This window comes from Bacillus sp. MT94 (assembly GCF_058792475.1).
Window position 1 is genome coordinate 144,706 of sequence record NZ_JBXAEZ010000003.1, and the last position, 23,207, is coordinate 167,912.

At 34.9% G+C, this 23,207-nt stretch carries 23 protein-coding genes; 6 read left to right on the top strand and 17 right to left on the bottom strand.

Features of this window, described 5'->3' with window-relative positions; translation table 11 throughout:
• Positions 1–381: 381 nt before the first annotated feature.
• Entirely contained in the window at positions 382–1,194 is an 813-nt protein-coding gene (locus AC1Q51_RS12475) for a CAP domain-containing protein (RefSeq protein ID WP_492331538.1), read from the top strand.
• Between the two features lie 40 nt (positions 1,195–1,234).
• On the opposite strand, the gene AC1Q51_RS12480 is transcribed toward AC1Q51_RS12475, so the two are convergent.
• From AC1Q51_RS12480 to inhA1, 11 genes are all read right to left on the bottom strand, one after another.
• Positions 1,235–1,840 (bottom strand): DUF1648 domain-containing protein, encoded by a 606-nt coding sequence (locus AC1Q51_RS12480; protein WP_097822211.1) that lies wholly within the window; start codon positions 1,838–1,840, stop codon positions 1,235–1,237.
• A 91-nt stretch (positions 1,841–1,931) separates the two neighbouring features.
• Complete coding sequence (locus AC1Q51_RS12485) at positions 1,932–2,855, bottom strand: RluA family pseudouridine synthase (RefSeq protein WP_000448347.1); 924 nt, start codon at positions 2,853–2,855, stop codon at positions 1,932–1,934.
• 100 nt (positions 2,856–2,955) lie between these two features.
• A complete protein-coding gene (locus tag AC1Q51_RS12490) occupies positions 2,956–3,372 on the bottom strand; it encodes a YodN-related protein (protein ID WP_098235223.1) in 417 nt (138 codons plus the stop codon).
• Between the two features lie 102 nt (positions 3,373–3,474).
• Positions 3,475–5,667, bottom strand: coding sequence for an MMPL family transporter (locus tag AC1Q51_RS12495; RefSeq protein WP_097925277.1), 2,193 nt, complete (start codon positions 5,665–5,667; stop codon positions 3,475–3,477).
• A 111-nt stretch (positions 5,668–5,778) separates the two neighbouring features.
• Positions 5,779–6,426, bottom strand: coding sequence for a phosphatase PAP2 family protein (locus AC1Q51_RS12500; protein ID WP_053564950.1), 648 nt, complete (start codon positions 6,424–6,426; stop codon positions 5,779–5,781).
• A 59-nt stretch (positions 6,427–6,485) separates the two neighbouring features.
• A complete protein-coding gene (gene potD, locus AC1Q51_RS12505; RefSeq protein ID WP_000772490.1) occupies positions 6,486–7,535 on the bottom strand; it encodes a spermidine/putrescine ABC transporter substrate-binding protein PotD in 1,050 nt (349 codons plus the stop codon).
• 38 nt (positions 7,536–7,573) lie between these two features.
• Positions 7,574–8,374 carry a spermidine/putrescine ABC transporter permease PotC gene (gene potC / locus AC1Q51_RS12510; RefSeq protein ID WP_000714190.1) on the bottom strand — a complete coding sequence of 267 codons (801 nt, stop codon included), beginning with the start codon at positions 8,372–8,374 and terminating at the stop codon, positions 7,574–7,576.
• Positions 8,375–8,380: 6 nt separating this feature from the next.
• Positions 8,381–9,229: a spermidine/putrescine ABC transporter permease PotB gene (gene potB / locus AC1Q51_RS12515; protein ID WP_000715500.1), complete on the bottom strand. Its 849-nt coding sequence runs from the start codon at positions 9,227–9,229 to the stop codon at positions 8,381–8,383.
• Positions 9,226–10,209 (bottom strand): spermidine/putrescine ABC transporter ATP-binding protein PotA, encoded by a 984-nt coding sequence (potA, locus tag AC1Q51_RS12520; RefSeq protein ID WP_000720333.1) that lies wholly within the window; start codon positions 10,207–10,209, stop codon positions 9,226–9,228. The genes potB and potA overlap by 4 nt, the downstream gene beginning before the upstream one ends.
• Positions 10,210–10,448: 239 nt before the next feature.
• Complete coding sequence (locus AC1Q51_RS12525) at positions 10,449–11,816, bottom strand: aldehyde dehydrogenase (protein ID WP_090975866.1); 1,368 nt, start codon at positions 11,814–11,816, stop codon at positions 10,449–10,451.
• A 171-nt stretch (positions 11,817–11,987) separates the two neighbouring features.
• The gene (gene inhA1, locus AC1Q51_RS12530; RefSeq protein ID WP_061660516.1) at positions 11,988–14,375 is read right to left on the bottom strand and encodes a M6 family metalloprotease immune inhibitor InhA1; all 2,388 of its coding nucleotides are present in this window, start codon (positions 14,373–14,375) and stop codon (positions 11,988–11,990) included.
• 342 nt (positions 14,376–14,717) lie between these two features.
• On the opposite strand from inhA1, the gene AC1Q51_RS12535 reads away from it, so the two are divergent.
• Entirely contained in the window at positions 14,718–14,852 is a 135-nt protein-coding gene (locus AC1Q51_RS12535) for an anti-repressor SinI family protein (RefSeq protein WP_000276219.1), read from the top strand.
• 79 nt (positions 14,853–14,931) lie between these two features.
• A complete protein-coding gene (locus AC1Q51_RS12540; RefSeq protein ID WP_000578885.1) occupies positions 14,932–15,255 on the top strand; it encodes a helix-turn-helix domain-containing protein in 324 nt (107 codons plus the stop codon).
• A 72-nt stretch (positions 15,256–15,327) separates the two neighbouring features.
• On the opposite strand, the gene calY is transcribed toward AC1Q51_RS12540, so the two are convergent.
• The 6 genes from calY to AC1Q51_RS12570 form a co-directional block, all read right to left on the bottom strand.
• Entirely contained in the window at positions 15,328–15,921 is a 594-nt protein-coding gene (gene calY / locus AC1Q51_RS12545) for a biofilm matrix protein CalY (protein ID WP_000053715.1), read from the bottom strand.
• Positions 15,922–16,307: 386 nt separating this feature from the next.
• A complete protein-coding gene (locus tag AC1Q51_RS12550) occupies positions 16,308–17,150 on the bottom strand; it encodes a DUF4047 domain-containing protein (RefSeq protein WP_492331539.1) in 843 nt (280 codons plus the stop codon).
• Positions 17,151–17,284: 134 nt separating this feature from the next.
• Positions 17,285–17,872 carry a CalY family protein gene (locus AC1Q51_RS12555; RefSeq protein ID WP_000172852.1) on the bottom strand — a complete coding sequence of 196 codons (588 nt, stop codon included), beginning with the start codon at positions 17,870–17,872 and terminating at the stop codon, positions 17,285–17,287.
• A gap of 64 nt (positions 17,873–17,936) precedes the next feature.
• The gene (gene sipW, locus AC1Q51_RS12560) at positions 17,937–18,506 is read right to left on the bottom strand and encodes a signal peptidase I SipW (RefSeq protein ID WP_000767802.1); all 570 of its coding nucleotides are present in this window, start codon (positions 18,504–18,506) and stop codon (positions 17,937–17,939) included.
• A gap of 190 nt (positions 18,507–18,696) precedes the next feature.
• Complete coding sequence (locus AC1Q51_RS12565; RefSeq protein ID WP_016513126.1) at positions 18,697–19,983, bottom strand: D-alanyl-D-alanine carboxypeptidase family protein; 1,287 nt, start codon at positions 19,981–19,983, stop codon at positions 18,697–18,699.
• Between the two features lie 152 nt (positions 19,984–20,135).
• Entirely contained in the window at positions 20,136–20,363 is a 228-nt protein-coding gene (locus AC1Q51_RS12570; RefSeq protein WP_000251856.1) for a hypothetical protein, read from the bottom strand.
• A gap of 521 nt (positions 20,364–20,884) precedes the next feature.
• Here AC1Q51_RS12570 and AC1Q51_RS12575 point away from each other — a divergent pair.
• The 3 genes from AC1Q51_RS12575 (at position 20,885) to AC1Q51_RS12585 (ending at position 23,102) form a co-directional block, all read left to right on the top strand.
• Positions 20,885–21,640, top strand: a complete 756-nt coding sequence (locus AC1Q51_RS12575; RefSeq protein WP_492331540.1) for a class I SAM-dependent methyltransferase — start codon at positions 20,885–20,887, stop codon at positions 21,638–21,640.
• Between the two features lie 167 nt (positions 21,641–21,807).
• Positions 21,808–22,029 carry a hypothetical protein gene (locus tag AC1Q51_RS12580; RefSeq protein WP_098836228.1) on the top strand — a complete coding sequence of 74 codons (222 nt, stop codon included), beginning with the start codon at positions 21,808–21,810 and terminating at the stop codon, positions 22,027–22,029.
• 608 nt (positions 22,030–22,637) lie between these two features.
• Entirely contained in the window at positions 22,638–23,102 is a 465-nt protein-coding gene (locus AC1Q51_RS12585) for a hypothetical protein (protein ID WP_090975860.1), read from the top strand.
• Positions 23,103–23,207 lie beyond the last annotated feature (105 nt).

Below are 23,207 nucleotides of genomic sequence, written 5' to 3' on the forward strand. Positions count from 1 at the left end.
ATTAAAAATATGTTACTTTATTATAAAAAAGAACAACAGAAACATTACAGTTTTGTAAAAATCAATCCATTATATTCCTCAAAAAATTGCTCAAACCATTGATACAATAGGATTCTTCATTTTCTATTTAGGTAACTTTATCCAAAAACCCCCTCTTAAAACCAAGTATAAAAACACTATAAATTCCTTTTATACTCTATATTTCTCTTATTTTTGTTCCCTTCTTCTCTTAGGATAAATTAGGTAATTTTAAAGTCTATGAATTTTTTTCCATCTTTTTTCTCGCAAATTGTATGCTACGATGAATTTGTCAGTCAGACAGGCTGTCAAAAACAAATCGTGTGAAAACAAATTAAAACTTTATATAGGGGGACACACATCATGAAAAAGCGTGTTTTATTATCTGTAGCTGCTGCAACAGCTCTTACTTTAGGAGTATCTTCTCTAGATGCACAAGCTGCAACAGTACAACCATCTAACATAAAGGTTCAAAATATTCAGCATTCAAAAATGATGATGAAGCAAATGAGCCAACAAGAACTACAAGCATTCTTACAATCTATGGGAGTTGAATCATTAGCACAATGGCAACAAGGAAACTTCCAACCAAACTGCTTCATTCCTGGTCAACAACCTACTGAAAATGTTGTAACTGAGCAACCAACAGCTAAGCCAGAAACTCAAAAGCCTGCTGAGCAAAAACCTGCCGAGCAAAAGCCTGCTGAAGAAGTTCAAAAACCAGAAGCTCAAAAGCCTGCTGAAAACAACAATACGCAAAAACCTGCTGAGCAAAAGCCTGCTGAAGAAGCAAAATCTTTAAGCGAGTTCGAACAACGTGTTGTTGAATTAACAAACGCTGAGCGTGCAAAACAAGGCTTACCAGCACTAAAAATCGATACTGAATTAAGCAAAGTAGCACGTATTAAGTCTGAAGACATGCAAAAAAACAACTACTTTGATCATAACAGCCCTACATACGGGTCTCCGTTTGACATGATGAAGAAATTTGGTATTTCTTATACATCTGCAGGTGAAAACATCGCTCAAGGCCAACGTACACCTGAAGAAGTGGTACAAGCTTGGATGAACAGCGCTGGACACCGTGCAAACATCTTAAATAACGGCTTCACTCACATCGGTGTTGGTTATGTAGAAAGCGGCAACTACTGGACACAACAATTTATTACAAAGTAAATAGATTAAAAGAGTCTTCTCATAATGAGAAGACTCTTTTTTAAGTTTCATAACTTTCTATTATGTATGAATAGAAAATATATAACATAAATAGCATAGATCCACAGCTTATTACACTAAGCAATACATAAAATCCCCACTCTAAGTTCAAAAACAATGAAAACAATATGCCACATGCCATCACTTGAAAAATCTGTCTACTTACTAAACGAATTTTTTGTAATTTAATTGGGTCTTTTTCTTTGCCTTTTATTTTCTTAAATTCTTTACTCAGCATAAAAAGAAACATACTAATCCCAATCGTTAATCCTGTTTGAAAGGATATCAAATCCTCAAAATTAATAAAGAGGATAAGCATATGAATAAACAACATAAATAACGTAATTTTCTTTATAAATCCGTCTATAATACCATGCTCTCTTTCATTAAACTTAAATATATTATGTGAAATAATATACAAAAATCCATATGAAAAAATAATAAAACAAGGAATAAATGCTACAACAACTTGTTTACTCATAAACTCGTTTGGCTCACCATTTACATTCCAATGTACTGCCATACGAGTTGGTAAATAGGGATAGAGACATAGAGTAACTAAAAGACAAGCGAAAAATATTCCAAGTACATACTTATATTTGATCAAGTGATTCTCACCTCTCTTTTCTCTTAACGGCTTCGCTCCTTTTAGAGAAATCCCTGCAAAAATCTACTTTTTTCAAATTAAACCTTATACTTTACGCATTTTCTTTTTGAAATTCTCTTATTTTATTATCTAACTTTGTAGGAAACGGCACATCAACTTCAATCGCTTCTTTCGTAATTGGATGCAAGAAATTTATCTTCATCGCATGCAATGCTTGACTGGACATATATTTTGTTTGTCCACCATATAATACATCCCCAACTAGTGGATTACCATTATGGCTCATATGAACACGAATTTGATGCGTTCTACCCGTTTCTAATTGTAACGTTACGAAAGTCGTGTTTTGCTTCTTAAAATACTTTTCTACTTTATAATATGTGATAGCTTGGTCACCTTTTGGAGAAATACGACGCCTTGTAGCATGATGGCGATCCCTTCCAATAGCAGCATCAATCGTTCCTTGTTTCTTCTTTACTTTCCCTTCAACGAGCGCTGCGTACGTCCTTTTAATTTTTCGTTCCATTAATAAACGATCCATAATTGCACCAGCAATTCTATGCTTAGCAAATACGACACCACCTGTCGTATCTTTATCTAAACGATGAATATGACGCACCTTCGCCTCTAAACCTTGCATTTGAAAATGAAAAGCAACAAGATTTGCAAGCGTCCCGGTTCCACCTTTTTCAGCAGGATGTGTGTCCATTTTCTCTGGTTTATTTACGATGAGTACGTGATCATCTTCGTATACTACATGCAATTCACCATATTCTGGATCCACACCGTACTCTTCCTCCGCAAACATATGAACTTGTAACTTATCGTTCTCTTTTAAAAGCTCATTCCATCTTCTTTGTTCTCCGTTAACCGTAACACCTTTTTCCATACGAAGCTGATGTAATAGCTTTTTCGGTATTTCCCATTCTACTTTTAATACCGATTCAATACTTATACCATTCCATTTAGCTGGAACGGTAATTTCACACCATTCGCCCTTTTTCTTTGTTTCCATACTGTTTATCACCTTATTTCTATTGATTCTCTCATTGTAACGGAAAACACACTTTGGTGCACCGTCAAAAATAGAGGACAGTCTTATAATAGACTGCCCCTCAAGCTCTAAGTCTTTTCATTTCTAACAATACTTCTTCAGCTTTTTGTTCATACGATAAATCTTTAAAGAAATCCGCCAACCTTTTATAGTCATTGTAAGCATCTAATAAATCGTCCATCCTTTCTATTTTCATCACTTGTTGTTTTTGTTTCATTTTTACTGGATAACGATAACCTGATACTTCTTTTATTTTGTAATACTCATCCTCTACTTGAACGACCTTTACAAGTTCTTCCTCCTCTGCATCCATCGTATACCCGTCAAATTCTCTAAGTAGTTCATAAATGATATGAGTCCATTCATCTTTTGGATAAAATCCCTTTTCTAACCGATAACCGACAATGCGATACATATGCCCATCGTTTTCTGCAAACTGTACTGTATCATTTAACTTAAACTTAAAATAACGAAACATTGCCTTCACCTACTTGTATGTAATGTTCTTATCACATACTATTTGCAAAATGTAGGTCTTGCTATTCATAAAAAAATGCTCATCAATATGATGAGCATTTTTTTACGATGATTTTTCTCGTTTTTTTCGAAATGGTAACCACCAATTCCAGTCTCCAAATAACTTCATTAAGCTTGGAACGAGCATAAGACGAATAATTGTTGCATCAAGAAATATTGCTAATGCCACGCCAAGCCCCATCTGCTTTACTGGTAAAATATCAGTAAATGCGAATGCACCCGTTACAACAATCATAATTAATGCAGCTGATGTAATGATTCTACTTGTTGAAACGAGCCCTTCTAACGTTGCTTGATCGTTATCTCCTGTTTCTTCATAGAGCTCGTGAATACGTGAAATAAGAAATACTTCATAATCCATACTAAGCCCAAATACGAGGCCAAAAATGAAGATTGGTAAGACAAACAGAACCGGACTCGCTTCTAAACCGAAATGACCACCTTCAAATAACCAAACAACAATTCCAATGGTTGCACTCAAACTAAGTATATTCATAATAATTGCCTTAATTGGAATGAGTATAGATCGGAATGCAAATAATAATATAACAAAGGTCGATCCAAATATAACAGACATACCAATTACAACTTTATCTTTAATTTCATCTTCTAATTCTTGTTGAAACGTCGTCATTCCGCCTAGATAATACGTAACATTCGTTTCTTTATAGTTCTTTTTAAAGTCACGCACCCACTGTTTTGCAGTCTCTGTACGTGGTTTTGTTTTCAAAAAAACTTCTATCGTCGTCTTATTCCCTTTTGTGTATGCTTCAAATACAGGAGTTAGTTTTGCTGCTTCTGGCGACTGCAATATTCCAGCAACTTGATCTGCTTTCATTCCAGTTAACCCGTCGTATAAACTTCTTACTTCATGTACTTTTTTATCATCTTTTAACTTTTGAACGACTTCTTCTATCTTTTGTAGACTTTCTTTTTCTTTCATATCTTTTTTCGTCTCTACAACTAACGTAACATCAGCGTGTGTTTTGACAGTTTTATTAAATGCTTCTTCATACTTTTCATATGCAATCCTTGTATCACTCTTTTCAGGTAAAGCTTCAACACTAGGGAACTGCAAATTAGCTGTACGTAACGGTAATAAGCAAATAACAATAAATGTTGTAACAACAACAATCATTGCAATTGGATGTTTCATCACAAATTGTGCAAATTTACGCCATGCTTTTGCCGGCGTATGTGCTACTTGATTCTTTTTTAATATTTTTTTACCGATTAACGATAATAACGCTGGAAGAAGTGTGAGTGAGAATAAAATGCTCATAATCACAACAATCATTCCGCTAATTGCGACAGATTGAATATAATCTATCTTAAAGAAAAACAAACCGGATAACCCAACAAATACGCATAATCCTGAAAATACAATTGCACGTCCTGCCGTCTGATATGTAATTGCTATCGCTTCTTTTACCGTTCGTTTAGCAACTTCCTCTCGAAAACGGTTCACAAATAATAGCGCAAAATCAATAGATAGTGCAAGTCCAATCATCGGTGCAACGTTTAACACGAAAATAGATAGTTCTTTATCCACACCGATGAAATACAATATACCCATCGTGCTAATAACACTAAGCGCTCCATTCAAAATCGGTAAAATTGATGCCAAAAGGCTACCAAACGAAAATAGTAATACAAGAAACGCAATTGGTAATCCAATCATTTCTGCTACTTTTAAATCATTTTGCGTTCTTTCATTAATCTCTTGATTAATTTTCGGAAATCCTGTAGGTGTTACTTTTAATGCTACATTACTTTCTTTCTCAATCTCATTAGCAAATTGTAATGTCTTTTCCATTCTTTCTTTATTTGTTTTCCCGGAAAATAAAATTGTCGCATAACCGATGTCATCTTGTAGCATTTCTTTATTTTGGATTGGGTGATGGAAAGATTCATAGTTCTCTTTCTCTTGAACATTCTTTACAATTTCATCTATTCGCTTTTTAAATTCCTCATGCGAAGCATCTTGATTTTTCTCAAAAACGAGCAGAAGCGTATCTTGAGACTTCTTAAAATCTTTATCTAAAATTTCTTTTGTTTTTTGATAGTCTCCTTCCGTTTGGAAACCGTCACCACCTAATACTCCCGGTAGCTTTGGAGCAAAAATCCCAAGTGCGATTGCAAGCAACAGTAACGCTACAATTACTGTATAACGAAATTGATACAAAAAAGCTCCTAACTTCCCCCACTTATCAACTTTATGAACATTTGTCTTCACACATTTTCACCTACTTTAAATAATTCAATTGTCACTTATACTGTATCATATCTTTATACAAACAAAAAACGCCTAGGAACACTATAATGATAGTTTTTCCAGGCGTTTTTTCTATCTCTCTTTATTAAGCCCCAATCTCTCAGTAAGTAAACGATGATAGTAAATAGCGATAACTAACAAAATACCACCTACGCAGTAACCAGCTAAAATATCAGTTGGGTAATGTACATTTAAAATGACTCTACTTAATCCAATCGATAGGATTACTATACCCATCAAAATCGTTATGACACATTTCCCAGCTATGCTTTTCAAATTAGCAGCAATGATATAAGCAAGAAATCCAAATGTCATAATCGATAGCATTGCATGTCCACTAGGAAAACTATATCCAAGTGCATCTAACGCTTCATTTAATGACGGACGTTCTCTCTTTACAATCTCTTTTATCCCTTTATTCACAAGATGTGTTATTAAAATTCCCATTGGATACACAATCATCGCAGCATAATAACGCTTCTTCCAAAAAACAAGCAAACTTATAACGAGCGTAGCAGCTATCCCAATTGCTGACCCCAATTTTGTAAAGTACGAGAAAAATGTAAGGGAACTTTCCGTTTGTAGCCCTTTTACTAATCCGCGGACATATGTATCCATTACTGTAACGCCACCTGCATGTACGCGCCAAGCAACAATACTAAATACAGCAAATAATAAACCGATACATATTACCTCATACTGATGTAACTTCTTCTTCAAACGATTTCCTCCTACTATGAAAAAATGCGATTTCTACTTTAGAAACCGCATTTTCTTACTTATTTACCTTTTGTTTTTAGCTCTGTCCAGTAACGATCATAGTCTTTTAACTTATCGTCTACATCAACAAGCCATTCTGTACGATCTAACTCTTCTTTCGTTAAGAAAATCATGTGATTATCACGGTATTCTTTACTATGAAGAGGATGAGCTTTTTCATTTGGATTACTGTAACCAATTGACTCGTAGTTTTTCACACTTACTTTTTCATCAAGTAAGTAGTTCATAAACTTCTCAGCAAGCTCTTTATGTTTTGCACCTTTTGGAATTGCTAACGTATCAGCCCAAATTGTGCCGCCTTCTTTTGGTACAACGTATTCTACATCTTTATTATCTTTTGCGATAAATGCTGCATCTCCAGACCAAACTGTTCCGATCCAAGCATCTTCTGTAATGAATTTTTGTTTAATGTTATCTGTATCAAATGCTAATAAGTTTGGAAGCAGCTTCTTTAAATCATCTGCTGCTGTCTTTAACTCTGCATCTTCTTTCGTACTGTTTGAGAACCCGTGCTTCTTAAGACCCACTCCTAATACTTCACGAGAATCGTTTAATAACGTTACATGTCCTTTATATTTCTCATTCCATAAGTCAGCCCAGCTTGTAGGTGCTTCTTTCACATACTTTTTATTGTATGCAATCCCTGTTACACCCCAAGTGTACACTAAAGAATATTTATTCTCTGGATCAAACGCAGGTGTTTTGAAATTAGAAACCATGTTTTCGATATTTGGGATATTCTTTTTATCTAACGGCGCTAATAAATCCATTTTTGCCATTGTTTTAACCATGTAATCAGATGGTTGAATTAAATCATACTTTGCGCCACCAGCTTGTAATTTCGCAAGCATTTCTTCGTTACTTGCGTACTTATCATAGTTAATTTTCACATTATACTTCTTTTCAAAATCTCTTAGCACTTGCTCATCAAAATTGTCAGCCCAGCTATAAATATTTAATTCTTCTTTCTTTTCACCACAACCAGCAAGCACACCAGCAACAAGGCTAAAGCTAATTGCTGCGCCAGCTATTCTTTTCATTAATTTCATCGGTTTATTACCCCCTCGTACTTTCTATATCGTTCGTATTATAAAGGAAGGTGTCCTCCAGAGTTTTCTTCACCATCTGCACCTTTGTTACGGAAGATTTCAGATAGAACCATTAATCCTACGATAGCAACAATTAAAATTGTAGAAAGAGCATTAATTTCTGGTGATACTCCGCGCTTAACCATACTGTAAATGTATAATGGCAATGTTGTTGATCCTGGTCCTGATACGAAGAAACTAATTACAAAATCATCAATTGATAATGTGAATGTTAATAATGCTGCTGAAATAACTCCCGGTGCAATTGCTGGGAACGTTACAAAACGAAACGTTTGCCAAGGCGTTGCTCCTAAATCATTTGCAGCTTCTTCTAAGTCACGTCCCATACTTGAAAGACGCGCAGCTAAAATAACAACAACAAACGAAATACTAAATGTAATATGTGCAATAATAATCGTTGTTTGTCCAAGTTCCATCCCTAGCTGACTGAAAAGAATTAGTAAAGATAATCCCATTAAAATATCAGGAATTAAAATTGGTAAATATACAAGGCCATTAATAGCCCCTTCGAAACGATATTTATAACGATGTAAAGCAATCGCAAAGAATACACCAAGTACCGTTGTCACAATCGTTGTTATAACTGCAATCGTAATACTATTTACAAATGCATCAATAACATCTTGTTTTTGAAATAAATCTGTATACCAATGGAATGTAAAACCTTCCCACTCCGCATTAATGCGAGAGTCGTTGAAAGAATAGACCATTAAAACCATCATTGGAAAATACAAGAATAACAAAATTAACCAAGAATAAGAAACTAAAAACTTCTTCATCTTTGCCTATTCCCCTCCGTTCTCATTATATTTATATACTTTCGTTGCACGATAATATAAGTAAATTAACAGAACAGAGAATAGAACAACGATAATCGATAACGCAGATCCAAACGGCCAGTCACGTGCACCTAAGAATTGGTTTTGAATAACGTTTCCGATTAATGCTACTTTCGATCCGCCCATCACGTCTGATACAACAAACATTCCGATAGAAGAAACGAATACTAAAATAGAACCAGTCGCAATTCCTGACATTGTCATCGGCACTGTTATATTCCAAAATGCCTTTATTGGTGTTGCTCCTAAATCATAAGCCGCTTCTAGCTTACGCTTATCCAGCTGCTCAATTGCTGCATACACTGGTAAAATCATAAATGGTAATAAAGAATAGACCATTCCGAGTATTACAGAAGGCGTATTATATAATAAATTTAACGGTTCACTAATAATGCCGAGTTTTAATAACAACGTATTCACAAGACCTTGTGAACGTAAAATAACAATCCATGCGTATGAACGAACAAGAAAGTTAATCCAAAACGGGATCGTTGCCAATAATAAAAGAATAGAACGATATTTGCGGTCAACAATTGTAATTGTATACGCAAATGGATAACCAATTAATAAACATATTACTGTAGTAATAACTGCAATCTTAACAGTTTCCCATAACGTTCCTAAGTACAATGGATCAAACACACGGGATATATTCTCCAGCGTAAATTGCATTTCTACTGTCCCGTAAGCTCCGCGCTGCATGAAGGCGAATCCTAATACGAATACGAGCGGGATTAGGAAGAAAATTAACAGCCACGCGACTGTAGGTAGTGCGAGTAATTTCCCTTTTTTCAATTTAAGGTCACCTCGTCCTCTTGCTCCCAGCCTACATATACATTATCTCCAATGCTCCACTGCGCTGCCTCTTCAGCAGTTTGATATGCCATTAGTAATTCTGATGTTTTCTCATCACGTACATAAAGCTTCTCCATATTTCCGACAAACTCAATATCTTCAATATGTCCAAGATGGTATTCTTTTAAAATTGGTTCTTCAACCGAACGTACTTTCACATTTTCAGGGCGAATTGCTACATAGCCTTCCCCATTTTTCACAATATTATTTTCACCGATGAATGTCGCAACGAACAATGTTTTCGGCTTATTATAAATTTCTTTCGGCGTTCCAATTTGTTCGATATGGCCTTTATTCATAACGACGATACGATCGCTCATGCTCATTGCTTCTTCTTGATCGTGCGTTACGTATATAAACGTAATTCCTAAATTACGTTGTAAGTTTTTCAATTCACGTTGCAAGTCTTTTCGTAACTTAAAGTCAAGCGCTCCAAGTGGCTCATCTAATAGTAATACACGCGGATTATTTACAATCGCTCTTGCAATTGCAACACGCTGCTGTTGTCCACCAGAAAGCTTAGCAGGTTTACGATTACGGAACTCAAGTAACTGCGTTAAACGCATTGCCTCTTCAGCACGCTCTTTCTGCTCTGCTGCTGATACTTTCTGCATTTTCATACCAAAACAAATATTCTTCTCTACTGTCATATGCGGGAATAGTGCGTAATGTTGGAACACTAGGTTCATATGACGCTTATATGGCGGCAAATCGTTAATTCTTTCATCATCTAATAAAAGATTCCCTTTAGTTGGAGTTTCAAATCCTGCGATCATACGAAGTAAAGTCGTTTTCCCGCAGCCACTCGGCCCTAAAATTGTTAAAAACTCTCCCTCTTTAATATCTAAAGAAAGAGGTGGGATAATCACTTGATTTCCAAAATGTTTTTCAACTGCTTCAACTTTAATAATCTTTTTCATTTTCCCGTCCTATCTACCTTAAATTTTAAATTTTTATATTCATGAATAAATATTTATGTTCTATAGACTATTTTTTGTTTCGATCCAAACAAAAATGGTTATTTAGCAAGCGTTCGTTTCTATTCTTTATGTAGTATGTTTGATTCATTTTCGCATGATACATAACGTCGAACAGAAAAACCCCTTCCATCGCGAAGGGGCTATTATCATACGGCTACGCCTACTGATAAACACCATCATCATTTTAACAACTTTCGTATGAATTTTAAAGCACTTTTTGTAGAAGAGTAACGAATTTTCATGTCGAATGCTGTAGATTGGGCTAAAATGCTTTTATAATGTGAAAAAGTCCGAAAACTTTCTTTCCCATGATAACCCCCTAATCCACTACTTCCAACACCCCCAAAAGGTAAATATGGCGTGGCAAGATGGTAGACAACATCATTAATACAGCCTCCACCATATGAAATATTACTCGTCACTTTCTTTTGTACTTCTTTATCTTCCGAAAATACATATAACGCTAACGGCTTCGGATGTTGCTGGATTGTGCCAATTACATCTTCTATATTGTCGTACTCTATGATTGGTAAAATCGGACCAAAAATTTCATCTTCCATAACAGCATCTTGCCATGTAACATCCGCTAGCACTGTCGGTTCAATATGTAATGTATCTTTCTTATAGTTTCCACCAATTACGACTTGACCATCTTGTAAAAATCCACATAATCGTTCAAAATGACGCTCACTTACAATACGCACGTAATTTTCATTTTGCAAAGGTTCTTTACTATACTGCTCTGTGATTTCATGTCGCAGTGCCTCAACTAGCTGTTCTTTCACGGAAGAATGCACGTACATATAATCAGGCGCTACACATGTCTGCCCTGCATTTAAAAACTTACCCCAAACAATTCTTCTTGCTGTCATCTCTATCTTTGCATCTTTATGTACAATACAAGGACTTTTCCCGCCAAGTTCTAACGTAAGCGGCGTCAACTGTTTCGCTGCTGCTTCCATTACAACTTTTCCAACGCCAACACTACCAGTAAAGAAAATATAATCAATTGGTTCCCTCAGCAAAGATGTACTCTCTTCAACGCCACCTTCTACTACCGCTACAAGCTCTTCTGGGAATAATTCACCTAACATTCTCTTAAGCACTTTTGAAACGCTTGGCGTTAACTCTGACGGCTTTAAAACGATTGTATTTCCAGCTGCAAGTGCTCCTACAAGTGGTGCAATTGCTAATTGAAAAGGATAGTTCCACGGTGCAATAATAAGCGTCACACCATACGGCTCTGGCACTACTTTTCCTTTTGATCCAAAATGAGTGAGTGCTGTTCGAACTCGCTTCGGTTTACTCCACGATGACATATGTTTCAATTGAAAGGAAATTTCTTTTAATACATATCCAACTTCCGTTGTAAACGACTCGTGAACTGACTTATTTAAATCTAATTTCAATGCCTGAAATATTTCTTCTTCAAAACGCTGAATGCCTTCATAAAGCTTCTTCAAATTATTCTTTCTCATTTCGATGCTTCTCGTATGCCCTTTTAAAAAATATTCCTTTTGCCTACTTACAATAGAGGTAATACTCATTCACTCACCTTCTCCCACTATTTTTATCCAATTCTTTCATTATTTATATAGACTTCATATATAACAAATTTCTATTCTTAAAGTTACATTATATATGACTTTTTCAGCTATATAAAATTCATTGCTCACAAAAAAACTACCGAAAGAAAATCTCTCGGTAGTTTCACAGTATTAACGATATAAACGAACAGCACCTGCAGAATTATCATCAGCTTGTCCTACTACTTCAAACTTCAGACCAAGCTTCGGTAAAATACGTCCTGCATCTGGAATCTGTTGATTAATATACGTTTTCGAATCATCAAATTTCGGTACACCCGCTAAGCCATCATACGTATACGTTCCACGCGTTGGAGATACAACTTTCCAAGCTGGCGTTTTATCGAATGAGAATGCAGCATCAGCGATTTGGAATCGTGTACTACTTTCAATTGTCGGTTTACCATTTAAAGTCCCTACAATTGCTTCTGGATGAGAATCAACTACACCAAGGAAACCATGTCCTGGATGTAAACCAACCCAGTTATCTGCGTAAGCTGAGTCTGCATACCATACAACCATACCTGAGTTATATTCTGGACCGCGAGCAAATTTCAATGCGCTATCTGATCCAGTATGGTTTCTCCACTCTACGTAGTAATTATGTTTTTTCTTCTCTGTTCCGCTAGATACAACGAAACCATCTAATTTTAATTGTGGTGTACCTTCTGCATCATCAGAGAATACTACTTTACCATCCACTGTTAATGAAGCATTATCAAGTAGGAAACCATTTAATGCTAAACCACCATCCGTAATGTACTCAAACGTTAATTTTACTTTTTTACCTTTGAATTGACTTAAATCATATGATTTGTCAATCCATTTTCCATTTGTCGAATCTGCATTTCCATTATTTGCTTTCTCGCCAAGTCTTTCAATTAACGTTTTTTGACCATCTTCTGTTACAGCATGTACTTCAAGGAAATCATACTCTGCTTCGATTTCATATAACGATTTGAAATCAAATTTCGCATTCGTTGCATTCGTTAAATCGAACAGTGGTGTTTCTAACGTTGTATGAAGATTGTCACCTTTTGTACTGTAGTAATACTGTTTACCAAATGCTGGTGCAATTGTTTTTACATCTTTATCTGGTAAGTTAACACGAATCATACCTGGACGGTTAGATTTCGTAACACTTTGATCTAAATATGTTGCTAGACCGATACCTTTATTTAATTTCTCGTAATCTACTTCTACGATATTTGCCCAGTTACCACCGATTGTTTTTTGGAAAAACTCTTTATTTTGTGGTGAGAAACTCGTCGGTGTTGTTCCAGCGATTTTACCCGCCCAGCTGCCGCCACTCATAACAGACCAAGCTTGAATTGGCTCACCATGACCCGTATAGTCTGTATCATACTCATCTGGAAGACCTAAATCATGACCATATTCATGCGCGAATACACCAACTGCGCCATCTTCTGGTTCAATTGTGTAGTCGAATGCTGCCATCTTTCCGCCCCAATATGGAACTTTCGCTTGTGTACCTTCAATTGCGAATGGTTTTGGTCCAACTGTCCAGCGATGTGACCAAATTGCATCATCACCTAATTTACCACCGCCAGCTTCTTGTCCAACACCCGCATGAATAATCATTAAATGATCGATTAAACCGTCAGGTTGATTTTGATTTCCATCACCATTTACATCGTATTGATCGAACTGATCAAACTGTGATAAATCAAGACCGCTATCTACAGCTGCCTTTAATGCATCTTTTACTAGATCACGTGGTCCTTTTGGTCCTTTATTATCATGACCTGTAGCAGCATCTGCACCGTAATCAGCAGCTTTACCAGGAACTGTTAACCATTTTGTAACTGTTCCGTCTACTGTATAACTACCGCCAGATTGCTCTTCGTAATATTGTTTAAACGTTTCGATTTTGCTACCATCCTCTAATGCGAATGGCTCATTACCAAATAACATTTTTTCATAATGTTCTTTGTTAAAATCGTCAGTATACATATAACCAGGTTCTTTATCAATATTGTTATGTTTAAAGTCAGCGTACTCTACAAGTAAAACGAGTACTTTATCTTTACGAACTTCACCGTTATATTCTTTTCCCTTTGCTGGAGAAGTTGGTACTTTACCATTTAGACCACCCTTAACTGGGCCTGTCGCTGCAGGTGTCCCTGTTGCTGGCTGATTTAGTTTTTCTTTCGTGTCTGCTTTCGCATCTTTCACTTTCTTTAAAAAGTCAGATGCTTCTTTCGTAAGTTGATCCCCATTTGTTGCTTCTTTCCCAGGATTTTCACCCTTTTTGTTCTCTACATACTTTTCAACAGCTTTCTTTGTTTCTTTCTCTGAAGCTGAAGAATCAATTACCCCACGTTTTTTCAGTGCATCTGCTAAACGTTCTTCTGGAATTAAATGATCATCGACTGGGCTCGTAGCTGTCTTATTCACAGGTGTTTCAGCATATGCAGATTGAGTGCCAGCTCCGAATGAAAGGCCTAATACAGCTGTTAAAGCGATTGATGACAAAACTTTGAACGGTTTCTTGTTCATCCCATATTTCCTCCCCTAATAAATAATATGTATTACAAATTGAATTTTATTAAAAATTCAATATTTTTTCAATATTTAGTCATATTATGTAATGTTTTTAATATATTTGTAAAAATTTCATAGTTAGCATACGAATATATCACAATTCAACAATGTTTTCTGAAAATATTGAAAGTTTTTATCGAACAATTTATAATTTCCATAGAGGGAGTTTAATGGGGATTTTATCTTTGTTTCATCTACAAAATATTTGATAATTCACTATATAAAACACAAAATCCGATTGCATTATCATGTATTCTGTAGCAGCAATTATGACCGATAATTAGGGAGGAATTACATTTGTACAAAGATAAGACAGACGCACTGGATCAAGAATGGATTGATTTAATACTTGAAGCTCTAGATGCCGGTATCGCCATGCAAGACATTGAGCAATTTTTCCAACGTATGAAGCCATCCAGTCAGGCTCAATAGGTTTGTTCTTTTTAACGAAGTTTATGTTATAATAATGACATCATAAGACAACTACATATTGATAGAAAGGTGCGCAAATATGATTGGAGAACGTATAAAACGCCTTCGTTTACAAAAAGGTATTTCATTAACTGAACTTGCCGAAAAAGCTGGCGTTGCTAAATCTTACATTAGTTCTATAGAACGAAATTTACAAAAAAACCCTTCCATTCAGTTTCTTGAAAAAATCGCAGCAGTTCTACAAATTCCAGTTGATACTTTACTTCATGATGAAACAACAAAGGAAACTAACCTAGACTCCGAATGGACACAACTCGTTAAAGATGCAATGAACTCTGGTGTCTCCAAAGAACAATTTCGTGAATTTCTTGAATTTACAAAGTGGAAGCAAAATCAAAAATAATAATAGAAAGAAGTGCTTACAACCAGCACTTCTTTTTCTTTATAAAAAAAAGCGGGAATACCCGCTTTTTTATTATTTTTCTTCCCCAGCTTCTTGGTTAGCATTGAATGTCCATTCTAAATTCAATGTATCACCTTGGAAGATATTTTGGTCTTTTCCGTCATCTACAAATTCAAATTGCACCCATAGATAATCCTCTGTACCAGCTGCTAATCCACCCTTTTCTCCCCACTCAGGAGCAAAGATGTCTTTAGCTAAAAGATCTGGATCCACATTTTGTAAGTCTGCTAAAGTTGTTTCGTATACAGGCTCACTTTGTTTATCCCAGTTCCAAAGGAATTTTACTTTAACGTGCTTACCAAAGTCTTCACCAGCATTATCACCTTTTGCATCTTTAACAGTATACTTTGTTGCTAATTTAACGTCTTTAATAGTTAACGAACCGCTGTTTTGTAATAAGAACTCTTTCTTAACAGAATCCCCTGGTTTTAAATCTTTAATATCTACAAGCGTCTTAGGGTTTAATGTAAGGTCTAACGTCCCAGCTGCAAATGTATTGTTTGATACTTCTTTATCGCTAAAGAATGCAAATGTTCCTCCACCAATTAAAGCTAACCCCAATGCTGCTGATGCAACTCCCATACCTAATTTCTTTTTCAGACTCACAATCAATTCCCCCTAGCTTTTTTTTATATTTTTATCACTTATTTTTCAATAAGAGATGTAAAGAAAACTATATTAGCTTAGCTAATATGTGTTCTTTTTTAAAAACCTCATGTTCATTATAACGAACAAACCTATATAAACACAACACATATTTATTAATATTTTCAGTTATTTTTATTTCTCAATATTATTTAGACTTTTCAGAAAAGAGAATGATAATTTATTTATTTTTTCACACTCAAATCATTTAATACTATAAGAAAAAAGAAAAATAAAGAAGTGAGGGCTAACGTTCCCTCACACTCGTATAAATATTACTAGTCTTACTTATTCGTTCACTCTCTCTTACACCACATTCTTGTTTTCTGACTGTTTCACTAAAGCAGTTACTCCGCTTTCTTCTGCTCTTCTAGCTTTTTCTGTTCTTCCGCTTTCTTTTGCTCTTCTACTTTTTTCTGTTCTTCTACTTTCTTCTGTTCTTCGGCTTTCTTTTGTTCTTCTACTTTCTTCTGTTCTTCTACTTTCTTCTGTTCTTCGGCTTTCTTTTGTTCTTCTACTTTCTTCTGTTCTTCTACTTTCTTCTGTTCTTCTACTTTCTTTTGTTCTTCTACTTTCTTCTGTTCTTCTACTTTCTTTTGTTCTTCTACTTTCTTTTGTTCTTCGGCTTTCTTTTGTCCTTCCGCTTCAATTGCAATGTTTAATTGTTGCTGAAGAGCCTGAATTTGCTCATCAATAGCTTTCAAGCTAATTTCTTTCTCAATATAGTCACGCTTCTCTTTGATACTGCGGAAGCCTTCATTTACATATATGGACACTTGCTGCATCGACTCATCTTTATTTACCTTTAATTCTTCTTGTATTTGATTGTAAGGAGCTTCTATTTCAGTATATACATTTTGCAGGGCTTCCTTCTCAGCAACAATTTTCTCACGCCCTTGTTGCCATACAGAAATCGCCTGTTTTATTTCTTCAATAGAAGTTGCTTTCGATTTTCCCTTCATCGTTCCATACTCACGCTCAATAAACTGTTTATGTTTCTCAGATTGCTCTTTTAACGTATTAACTGTTTTCGGAAATATAATTGCTGTAGAAAACGTCGCTTCTACTTTCGTTTCATGAATGAACGCCGCTTCTGTATGCGTCATAATTTGAGATCCTAAATAAAACGTAATAGAACACATACACGGCAATATAAGCATCTTTTTAAAATTACGCGGTCTTTTCAGCATCTTAATCTCTCCCATCGAACATTACGTTCTTTATACAGAACATTATCTATATTATAGTAAAGAACTATTAAAATTGATAGACAAATACTAGAAAAATAGAAAAAGGGCTATCCATGTGATAGCCCTTTTTGTTATTATCTTTCTTCACCTGCTGTTTGTTGTGCATCAAACGTCCAATTTAATTGTAACTTATCGCCTTGGAATTGATTTTGATCTTTTCCATTATCAACGAACTCAAATTTCACTTTGAATTTATCAGATTTACCTGCTGAAATACCTTTTTCATCCCAGAACCAAGCCGATAAATCATTATCTACAGCTGTAAGTGTGTCACCTTTTAATTTATCTAAAGTGGTTTGTTTCACAATTGTCTCATGCTTATCTACATTTTTTAAGAATGTTACTTTAATATGTTTACCAAAATCATCTTTATTATCTTTCTTTACATCTTCTACATTATAATCTGTTTTCAGTAAAACCTTTTTAATATCTAAAGAGCCTTTATTTTCTAGTTTAAATTCTTTTTCAATTGTATCCCCAGGTTTTAAATTCGATACGTTAACAACTGTTGATGGATTTAATGCTAAATCCAGTGTCCCAGCCGCAAATGTATTGTTTGACACTTCTTTATCACTGAAAAATGCAAATGTTCCTCCACCAACTAACGCTGCTCCTAGTACTGCTGATGTAATACCCATTCCTAATTTTTTCTTTAAAGTCATGTCCATATCCCCTTAATATATATATATTTGTTAACTTCCTAAACGGAAAGTATAACCAAACGAACTAGACGGATTGTTCTACTTTTTTATCTTTCTTTTCTCCGTCAATGCTACGAATAGCCCCAAAAATAGAAATCGCGGAATATCCAAGTAAAAAGACTCCTGGAATAATAAGAAGTAATGCTGCTCCCGCTTTTGAATTCGCATAATTCAGTAAATAACCAACGTACGGAACTGTAATATCTGCATACTTTCCAACTACATTTTCTGCAAGTACTGGCTCTAAATCTGGTCCGTTGTTGTTATCCCCTTTTGTTTCATACATTACTTTTCCATTTGTATCTTTCACACCGATAATACGGTGAGTGATAATTTTTTGATCTTTCTCTTTAAAGGTAATAACATCACCTTTTTGATATTTAGAACCATCTTTGTTTGGTTCTATTGCAATGATTGATCCTGTTAAAAACGTCGGCTCCATTGATCCTGAAAGAACGCTCTTAAATTGATATCCCATCACTGTCGGATCACCACCGCTCGCTTTTGAAGAAATAACTACAAAAGCTAAAAAAACCATCAATGCAAATAAAACAAATGAGATCGCGTTGCTAATTACCTTCCAAATTAATTTCATCGTCTCTCTCCCTCTCCGTTGTTTTATATTATTTGAAGTATGCAATATCTATTATGTTCTTTAACAAGAACACAAGTAAATGATATAACGAACTTTAAGTTATTGCAATAAGAAAATTTACAATTATTAGTTATTTAAAGTATAAAAAAAAGACTGTGCCAAAATTTCACACAATCTTTTTATTAGTAATTTATTTACCTTCTGATTTCATTCCTTTTGTATTTCGGCGCAACACTACATATAAAATTGCTCCAAATAATACAATCGCACCTATCCCAACACTTATTACTTTAACATTTGAGTCTTTTACTTCAGGCATAGTTGTATCTTTTTTAGGCATCGCAAAAGTGACATCTTCTGTTGAAAGAACATTTACCGTCGCAATTGTTTGATTATTTTTCGTAATATCAACTGCACCAACTACCTCACCACGATGTATTCCTTTATGATATAAAGATTCTTTATCTAATGAAGCCGCCCGGAAAATAGTTTTCACATTTTTTCCTTCATCTTTCTTAAGCATAAGCTCCGCACTTTGTTCCAACTCAGAATTAACATCTTTATTTAAATATGTTGTTTTTTGATGCCAATTATGTTTATCCAGCACCATTTGCTTCGTAAATTGACCGAAAGAATATTCCGCCATCTGCTTCAAATCTTCATAAATTTCAGGTCTTTGAGAAGCCATTACTACGCTTATAATACGGTTTCCATCTTTCTCATTTAATAAAACAAGCGTATTACGCGCTTCATTCGTAAACCCTGTCTTACCGCCAATGCTATATGGATTTTCAAAAAAATTAGATTTATTAAAAATAGACACCGTCTGCCTAGACGTCGTAACTGTCGTTCTTTTCGTATTCATCGCTTGTAAAATTTCAGGATACTTTTGCACACCCTTCGTAATCATAGCCATATCATACGGCGTCGTATAATGGTTCGGATCATGCAGTCCATTCGGTGTTACAAAGTGGCTATCTTTCGCCCCTAATTGCTTCGCTTTCTCATTCATCATATTAGCGAAATTCTCAACACTCCCGCCAATCCGCTCCGCAATCGCATACGACACATCATTCGCACTCAGCACCATTAAAATCATAAGCGCAGTATTTCTATTAATTGTCTCTCCAGGTTGAAACTCAATTTGATAATTACTCTTCTCTTGATCTAATGCTAATTGTGAAAATGTAAATTGATCCTCTGGCTTTGTATGCTCCATGAGTAAAATCGCTGTTAACACCTTCGTCGTACTAGCAGGATATGCTCGGTGATATGCGTTTTTGTCATACATAACATCTCCTGTTTTCGCATCAATTGTCGTTGCAAACTGACTAAAAACATTCGGTCCTTCTGCAGGTGGTGGTGCAACTTGTTCTGGATTTACTCCAATATTCGTCTCAGCACGCAATGTCATAGGTGTCAACAAAAACAAACAAATAACTGTAATAAAAACCAAAATTTTCTTAAAATTTACCATATGACTCTCCCTTTTCCATTTACTCCTCTAACAAAATAAGAAATCTACCAATCATATGTAATTTGTATTAAACTGGAAGAATTTTCACTATTTTTTACTATATCATATTTTTACGATAAAGAACATAAATATACAATAAAAATAAGAAGGAATTACTCTTTCTTATCCTTCTCATCTATCAACGAATCTATTAACTTTTGACTAGCTTCCTCGGGCGTAATCTCATCGGTTATCCCCATAAACGACCAACCTTTAGAATCAACCCACTCAACAAACTCTTGTAAAAATTCATCATGTGTAACATCCACATCAAGAATCGAGCCATTAATCGAAATCGTTCTATTTTTAGACACGCGCATCTTGAACGTTTTTCTTACCATTACAACTTTTCTCCCTCTACTTCTGAATATTTATAAAGTGAAACTTTCATCAACCCTCACCAATCGGACTTTTACGGCCATCCCGACCCCAACCTAACTTCTTTACTTTTGCTAAATTTCGAGGTAAGGGATCTTACTGCCCGCAAATAGCGAGATAAAATAATCATGTATCTCTGTTATACATGATTTTCAGTAAATTGTAAAAAGGATATATTGGCCAATTTAAATAGCAAAAATGAAAATCTCTTACCTACGTAAACGTAATACGACATACAATCGCTCATAAATTATTAAATAAATCCATAAAAATATACACTTTAAAACATAATTGAGTAAGCCATTCTAGTCTTTTGGAAGATATTATCTAAAATAGTATACTAAACGGATAAAGGATATTTGAATAAAGAAACTGAGGCTTTCTATTTAGCTGGACTCTTAAGTTGTAGACTTAGAGACTGATGCCGGAATTCATATTTAATTTCTATTTCTGTACATAATATCGTAAGAAAGAAGGTAGTACTGTGAAAACAACAGAAAATTTTACTGACAGGGCCGATATATATGCAAAATATCGCCCTAGTTATCCTAATGAATATATTGATTACTTGCTTTCAGCTAACCAACTGAAAGGAAATCGGATTGTGGCTGATATTGGTTCAGGTACGGGGATATTTAGCCACCAGCTGCTTGAAAGTGGTTTACATGTTATTGGAGTTGAGCCAAATGATGATATGAGAAAGATGGCTGAGCAATCGTTAAAACTATATTCTCGTTTTCAATCCATAAAAGCAACTGCTGAAAATACCACTTTAAAAGAAAATAGTGTAGATTTAGTAACTGTTGTCCAAGCATTTCATTGGTTTGATAAAGAGGCTTTCAAAATCGAATGCCAACGAATTTTAAAACAAAAAGCAAATGTTGCACTTGTTTGGAATAGTAGAGGTTTAACTAGTCCACTTATTAAAGAGAATGCAGAAATTTGCCAGAAAACCTGTCCAAACTTTAAAGGCTTTAGCGGTGGAATAGATGAAACTCCAGAAGTATTTAACAACTTTTTTAAAGATGGAAAGTATGATTTTAAAGAATATCAAAATGATTTACTTTTTGATTATGAAGGGTTTTTGGGAAGGAATTTATCAGCATCTTATGCTCCGAAAGAAAATGACGAACAGTATAAAAATTTTATTTTTCTCCTATCAGAGCTATTCGAAAAATACAGTAAAAACGGAAAAATTATTCTCCCGAATTTAACACGAAGCTATCTAGGCAATGTATAAACAGCCTGATACAAAGAGACTTTGAACGGAATTAAAACAAGCCTAGCCCCTTCCTGAATGTAGAACGAGGTTAGGCTTGTTTTGCATTTTACCACATCAAATTCAAATGACTTTCGTACAATAAAGTAGAATATATTAGAAAACACCTTAAACTGAGGAGGAACTCAATGGCGCGTTGTACGTATTGTAAAACGAAATGGAAAGTAAAAGACGTATGGTCGATACTCTTGGCATTTGAAAAAGATTGTCCGTATTGTTTTGGGAGGCAATATCTATCAAAGAAAACAGTGAACGCTATGCCAGAACTTATAAGCTTACCTTTACACTTCTTGTTACCTTTTCTTGTTGATTTGAGTGATGAAGGTCCTTTCGATTGGTATCGGAAATAATATAACCTCTACATCCAAAGACTACTTTCTACTAAATTCGCTTCTCATCATTATCCCTTCATACATTACTCTCATAATCGCTTATACTTTCCCTTTTAAAGATCCCATAGCTCAACAGGAAGAGCGTCCCCTGAACAAATTTTATCAATTATGACTAAAAAAAACAGTGATATATGTATACTGTTAAACATAAAAAATTAGCATTAGGTTCCAATTAAATATTAATTGAAACCCAACACTACTTGTATTCTGTAATTCAGAATACAAGTAGTGGTTTTTATTATGCATTTTTGCATACAGGATTATTTTCTCTTGTAAATAGATAATAATGGTATATAATAAAACCAATGTTTTACCAATAAAAGGTAATAAAAAGTAGTGGGATAAGCAATTAACCAAAACGTATTAACAGATTTGTTCTATGTAAATCATGATACATATATGGAATCAAAACTATGAAATTTTATGTAGAGATTAGATTACTACAAGATGAAAGATTCATAGCGAATGCACTCGAGGAAAAAAGTGTTCGATTAGATTAATGTTATAAAACTACTTAATGTGATATCTATCGAACGAATTGAAAATATACTTAGGGGGAATTTTAAGTGAAAGCATTTGGTAAAGTATTATTAACAGGAGCTTTAACTTTAGGCGGTTTAACAGCTATGAACATTGATACACCGAAGGCAAATGCTGACGGAGCAAGCGAGTTCTGTCGTTATATTTGTGGTCCTAGCGAAACGTTGAATGGTTTCACAATTCAATTACACGCTACAGAGTACAGCTACGGCCAAAATATGATTGCAAAAATCACAAATGATAGAGCTGAAGATGTGCGCTATCGTGTAACTATTGAAAAGAAATGGGCAAGTGGCTGGGGTTACTATGAAACTGACTTCAATTTCGGCTCCGAATTACCAGCTGGAACAAACGAAGAATTTTACAATACAACTGGTTGGGGTGGACAACTTCCAGAAAACGGGGAATATCGTTACAAAGTTAAAATTACAAATGCTGACGGTTCTGTAGATACAATTTATACAGCTTCAATGACACTTACAGGAAGATAGCTCATGAACGAGCTCCATTATTTATACTTGTATTTTTGATGATATCATTGATAATTGCAGTGATATTATTATTATTGAAATAAGCTCTTCGGGGCTTATTTTTTA

What these genes read in the sequence shown, in the direction of transcription:
- AC1Q51_RS12475 (WP_492331538.1), top strand. Translation starts at nt 382, where the DNA reads ATGAAAAAGCGTGTTTTATTATCTGTAGCTGCTGCAACAGCTCTTACT.
- AC1Q51_RS12485 (WP_000448347.1), bottom strand. Translation starts at nt 2,855, where the DNA reads ATGGAAACAAAGAAAAAGGGCGAATGGTGTGAAATTACCGTTCCAGCT.
- AC1Q51_RS12490 (WP_098235223.1), bottom strand. Translation starts at nt 3,372, where the DNA reads ATGTTTCGTTATTTTAAGTTTAAGTTAAATGATACAGTACAGTTTGCA.
- potD (WP_000772490.1), bottom strand. Translation starts at nt 7,535, where the DNA reads ATGAAATTAATGAAAAGAATAGCTGGCGCAGCAATTAGCTTTAGCCTT.
- potC (WP_000714190.1), bottom strand. Translation starts at nt 8,374, where the DNA reads ATGAAGAAGTTTTTAGTTTCTTATTCTTGGTTAATTTTGTTATTCTTG.
- potA (WP_000720333.1), bottom strand. Translation starts at nt 10,209, where the DNA reads ATGAAAAAGATTATTAAAGTTGAAGCAGTTGAAAAACATTTTGGAAAT.
- AC1Q51_RS12525 (WP_090975866.1), bottom strand. Translation starts at nt 11,816, where the DNA reads ATGAGTATTACCTCTATTGTAAGTAGGCAAAAGGAATATTTTTTAAAA.
- inhA1 (WP_061660516.1), bottom strand. Translation starts at nt 14,375, where the DNA reads ATGAACAAGAAACCGTTCAAAGTTTTGTCATCAATCGCTTTAACAGCT.
- AC1Q51_RS12540 (WP_000578885.1), top strand. Translation starts at nt 14,932, where the DNA reads ATGATTGGAGAACGTATAAAACGCCTTCGTTTACAAAAAGGTATTTCA.
- AC1Q51_RS12550 (WP_492331539.1), bottom strand. Translation starts at nt 17,150, where the DNA reads ATGCTGAAAAGACCGCGTAATTTTAAAAAGATGCTTATATTGCCGTGT.
- AC1Q51_RS12555 (WP_000172852.1), bottom strand. Translation starts at nt 17,872, where the DNA reads ATGACTTTAAAGAAAAAATTAGGAATGGGTATTACATCAGCAGTACTA.
- sipW (WP_000767802.1), bottom strand. Translation starts at nt 18,506, where the DNA reads ATGAAATTAATTTGGAAGGTAATTAGCAACGCGATCTCATTTGTTTTA.
- AC1Q51_RS12565 (WP_016513126.1), bottom strand. Translation starts at nt 19,983, where the DNA reads ATGGTAAATTTTAAGAAAATTTTGGTTTTTATTACAGTTATTTGTTTG.
- AC1Q51_RS12570 (WP_000251856.1), bottom strand. Translation starts at nt 20,363, where the DNA reads ATGGTAAGAAAAACGTTCAAGATGCGCGTGTCTAAAAATAGAACGATT.
- AC1Q51_RS12580 (WP_098836228.1), top strand. Translation starts at nt 21,808, where the DNA reads ATGGCGCGTTGTACGTATTGTAAAACGAAATGGAAAGTAAAAGACGTA.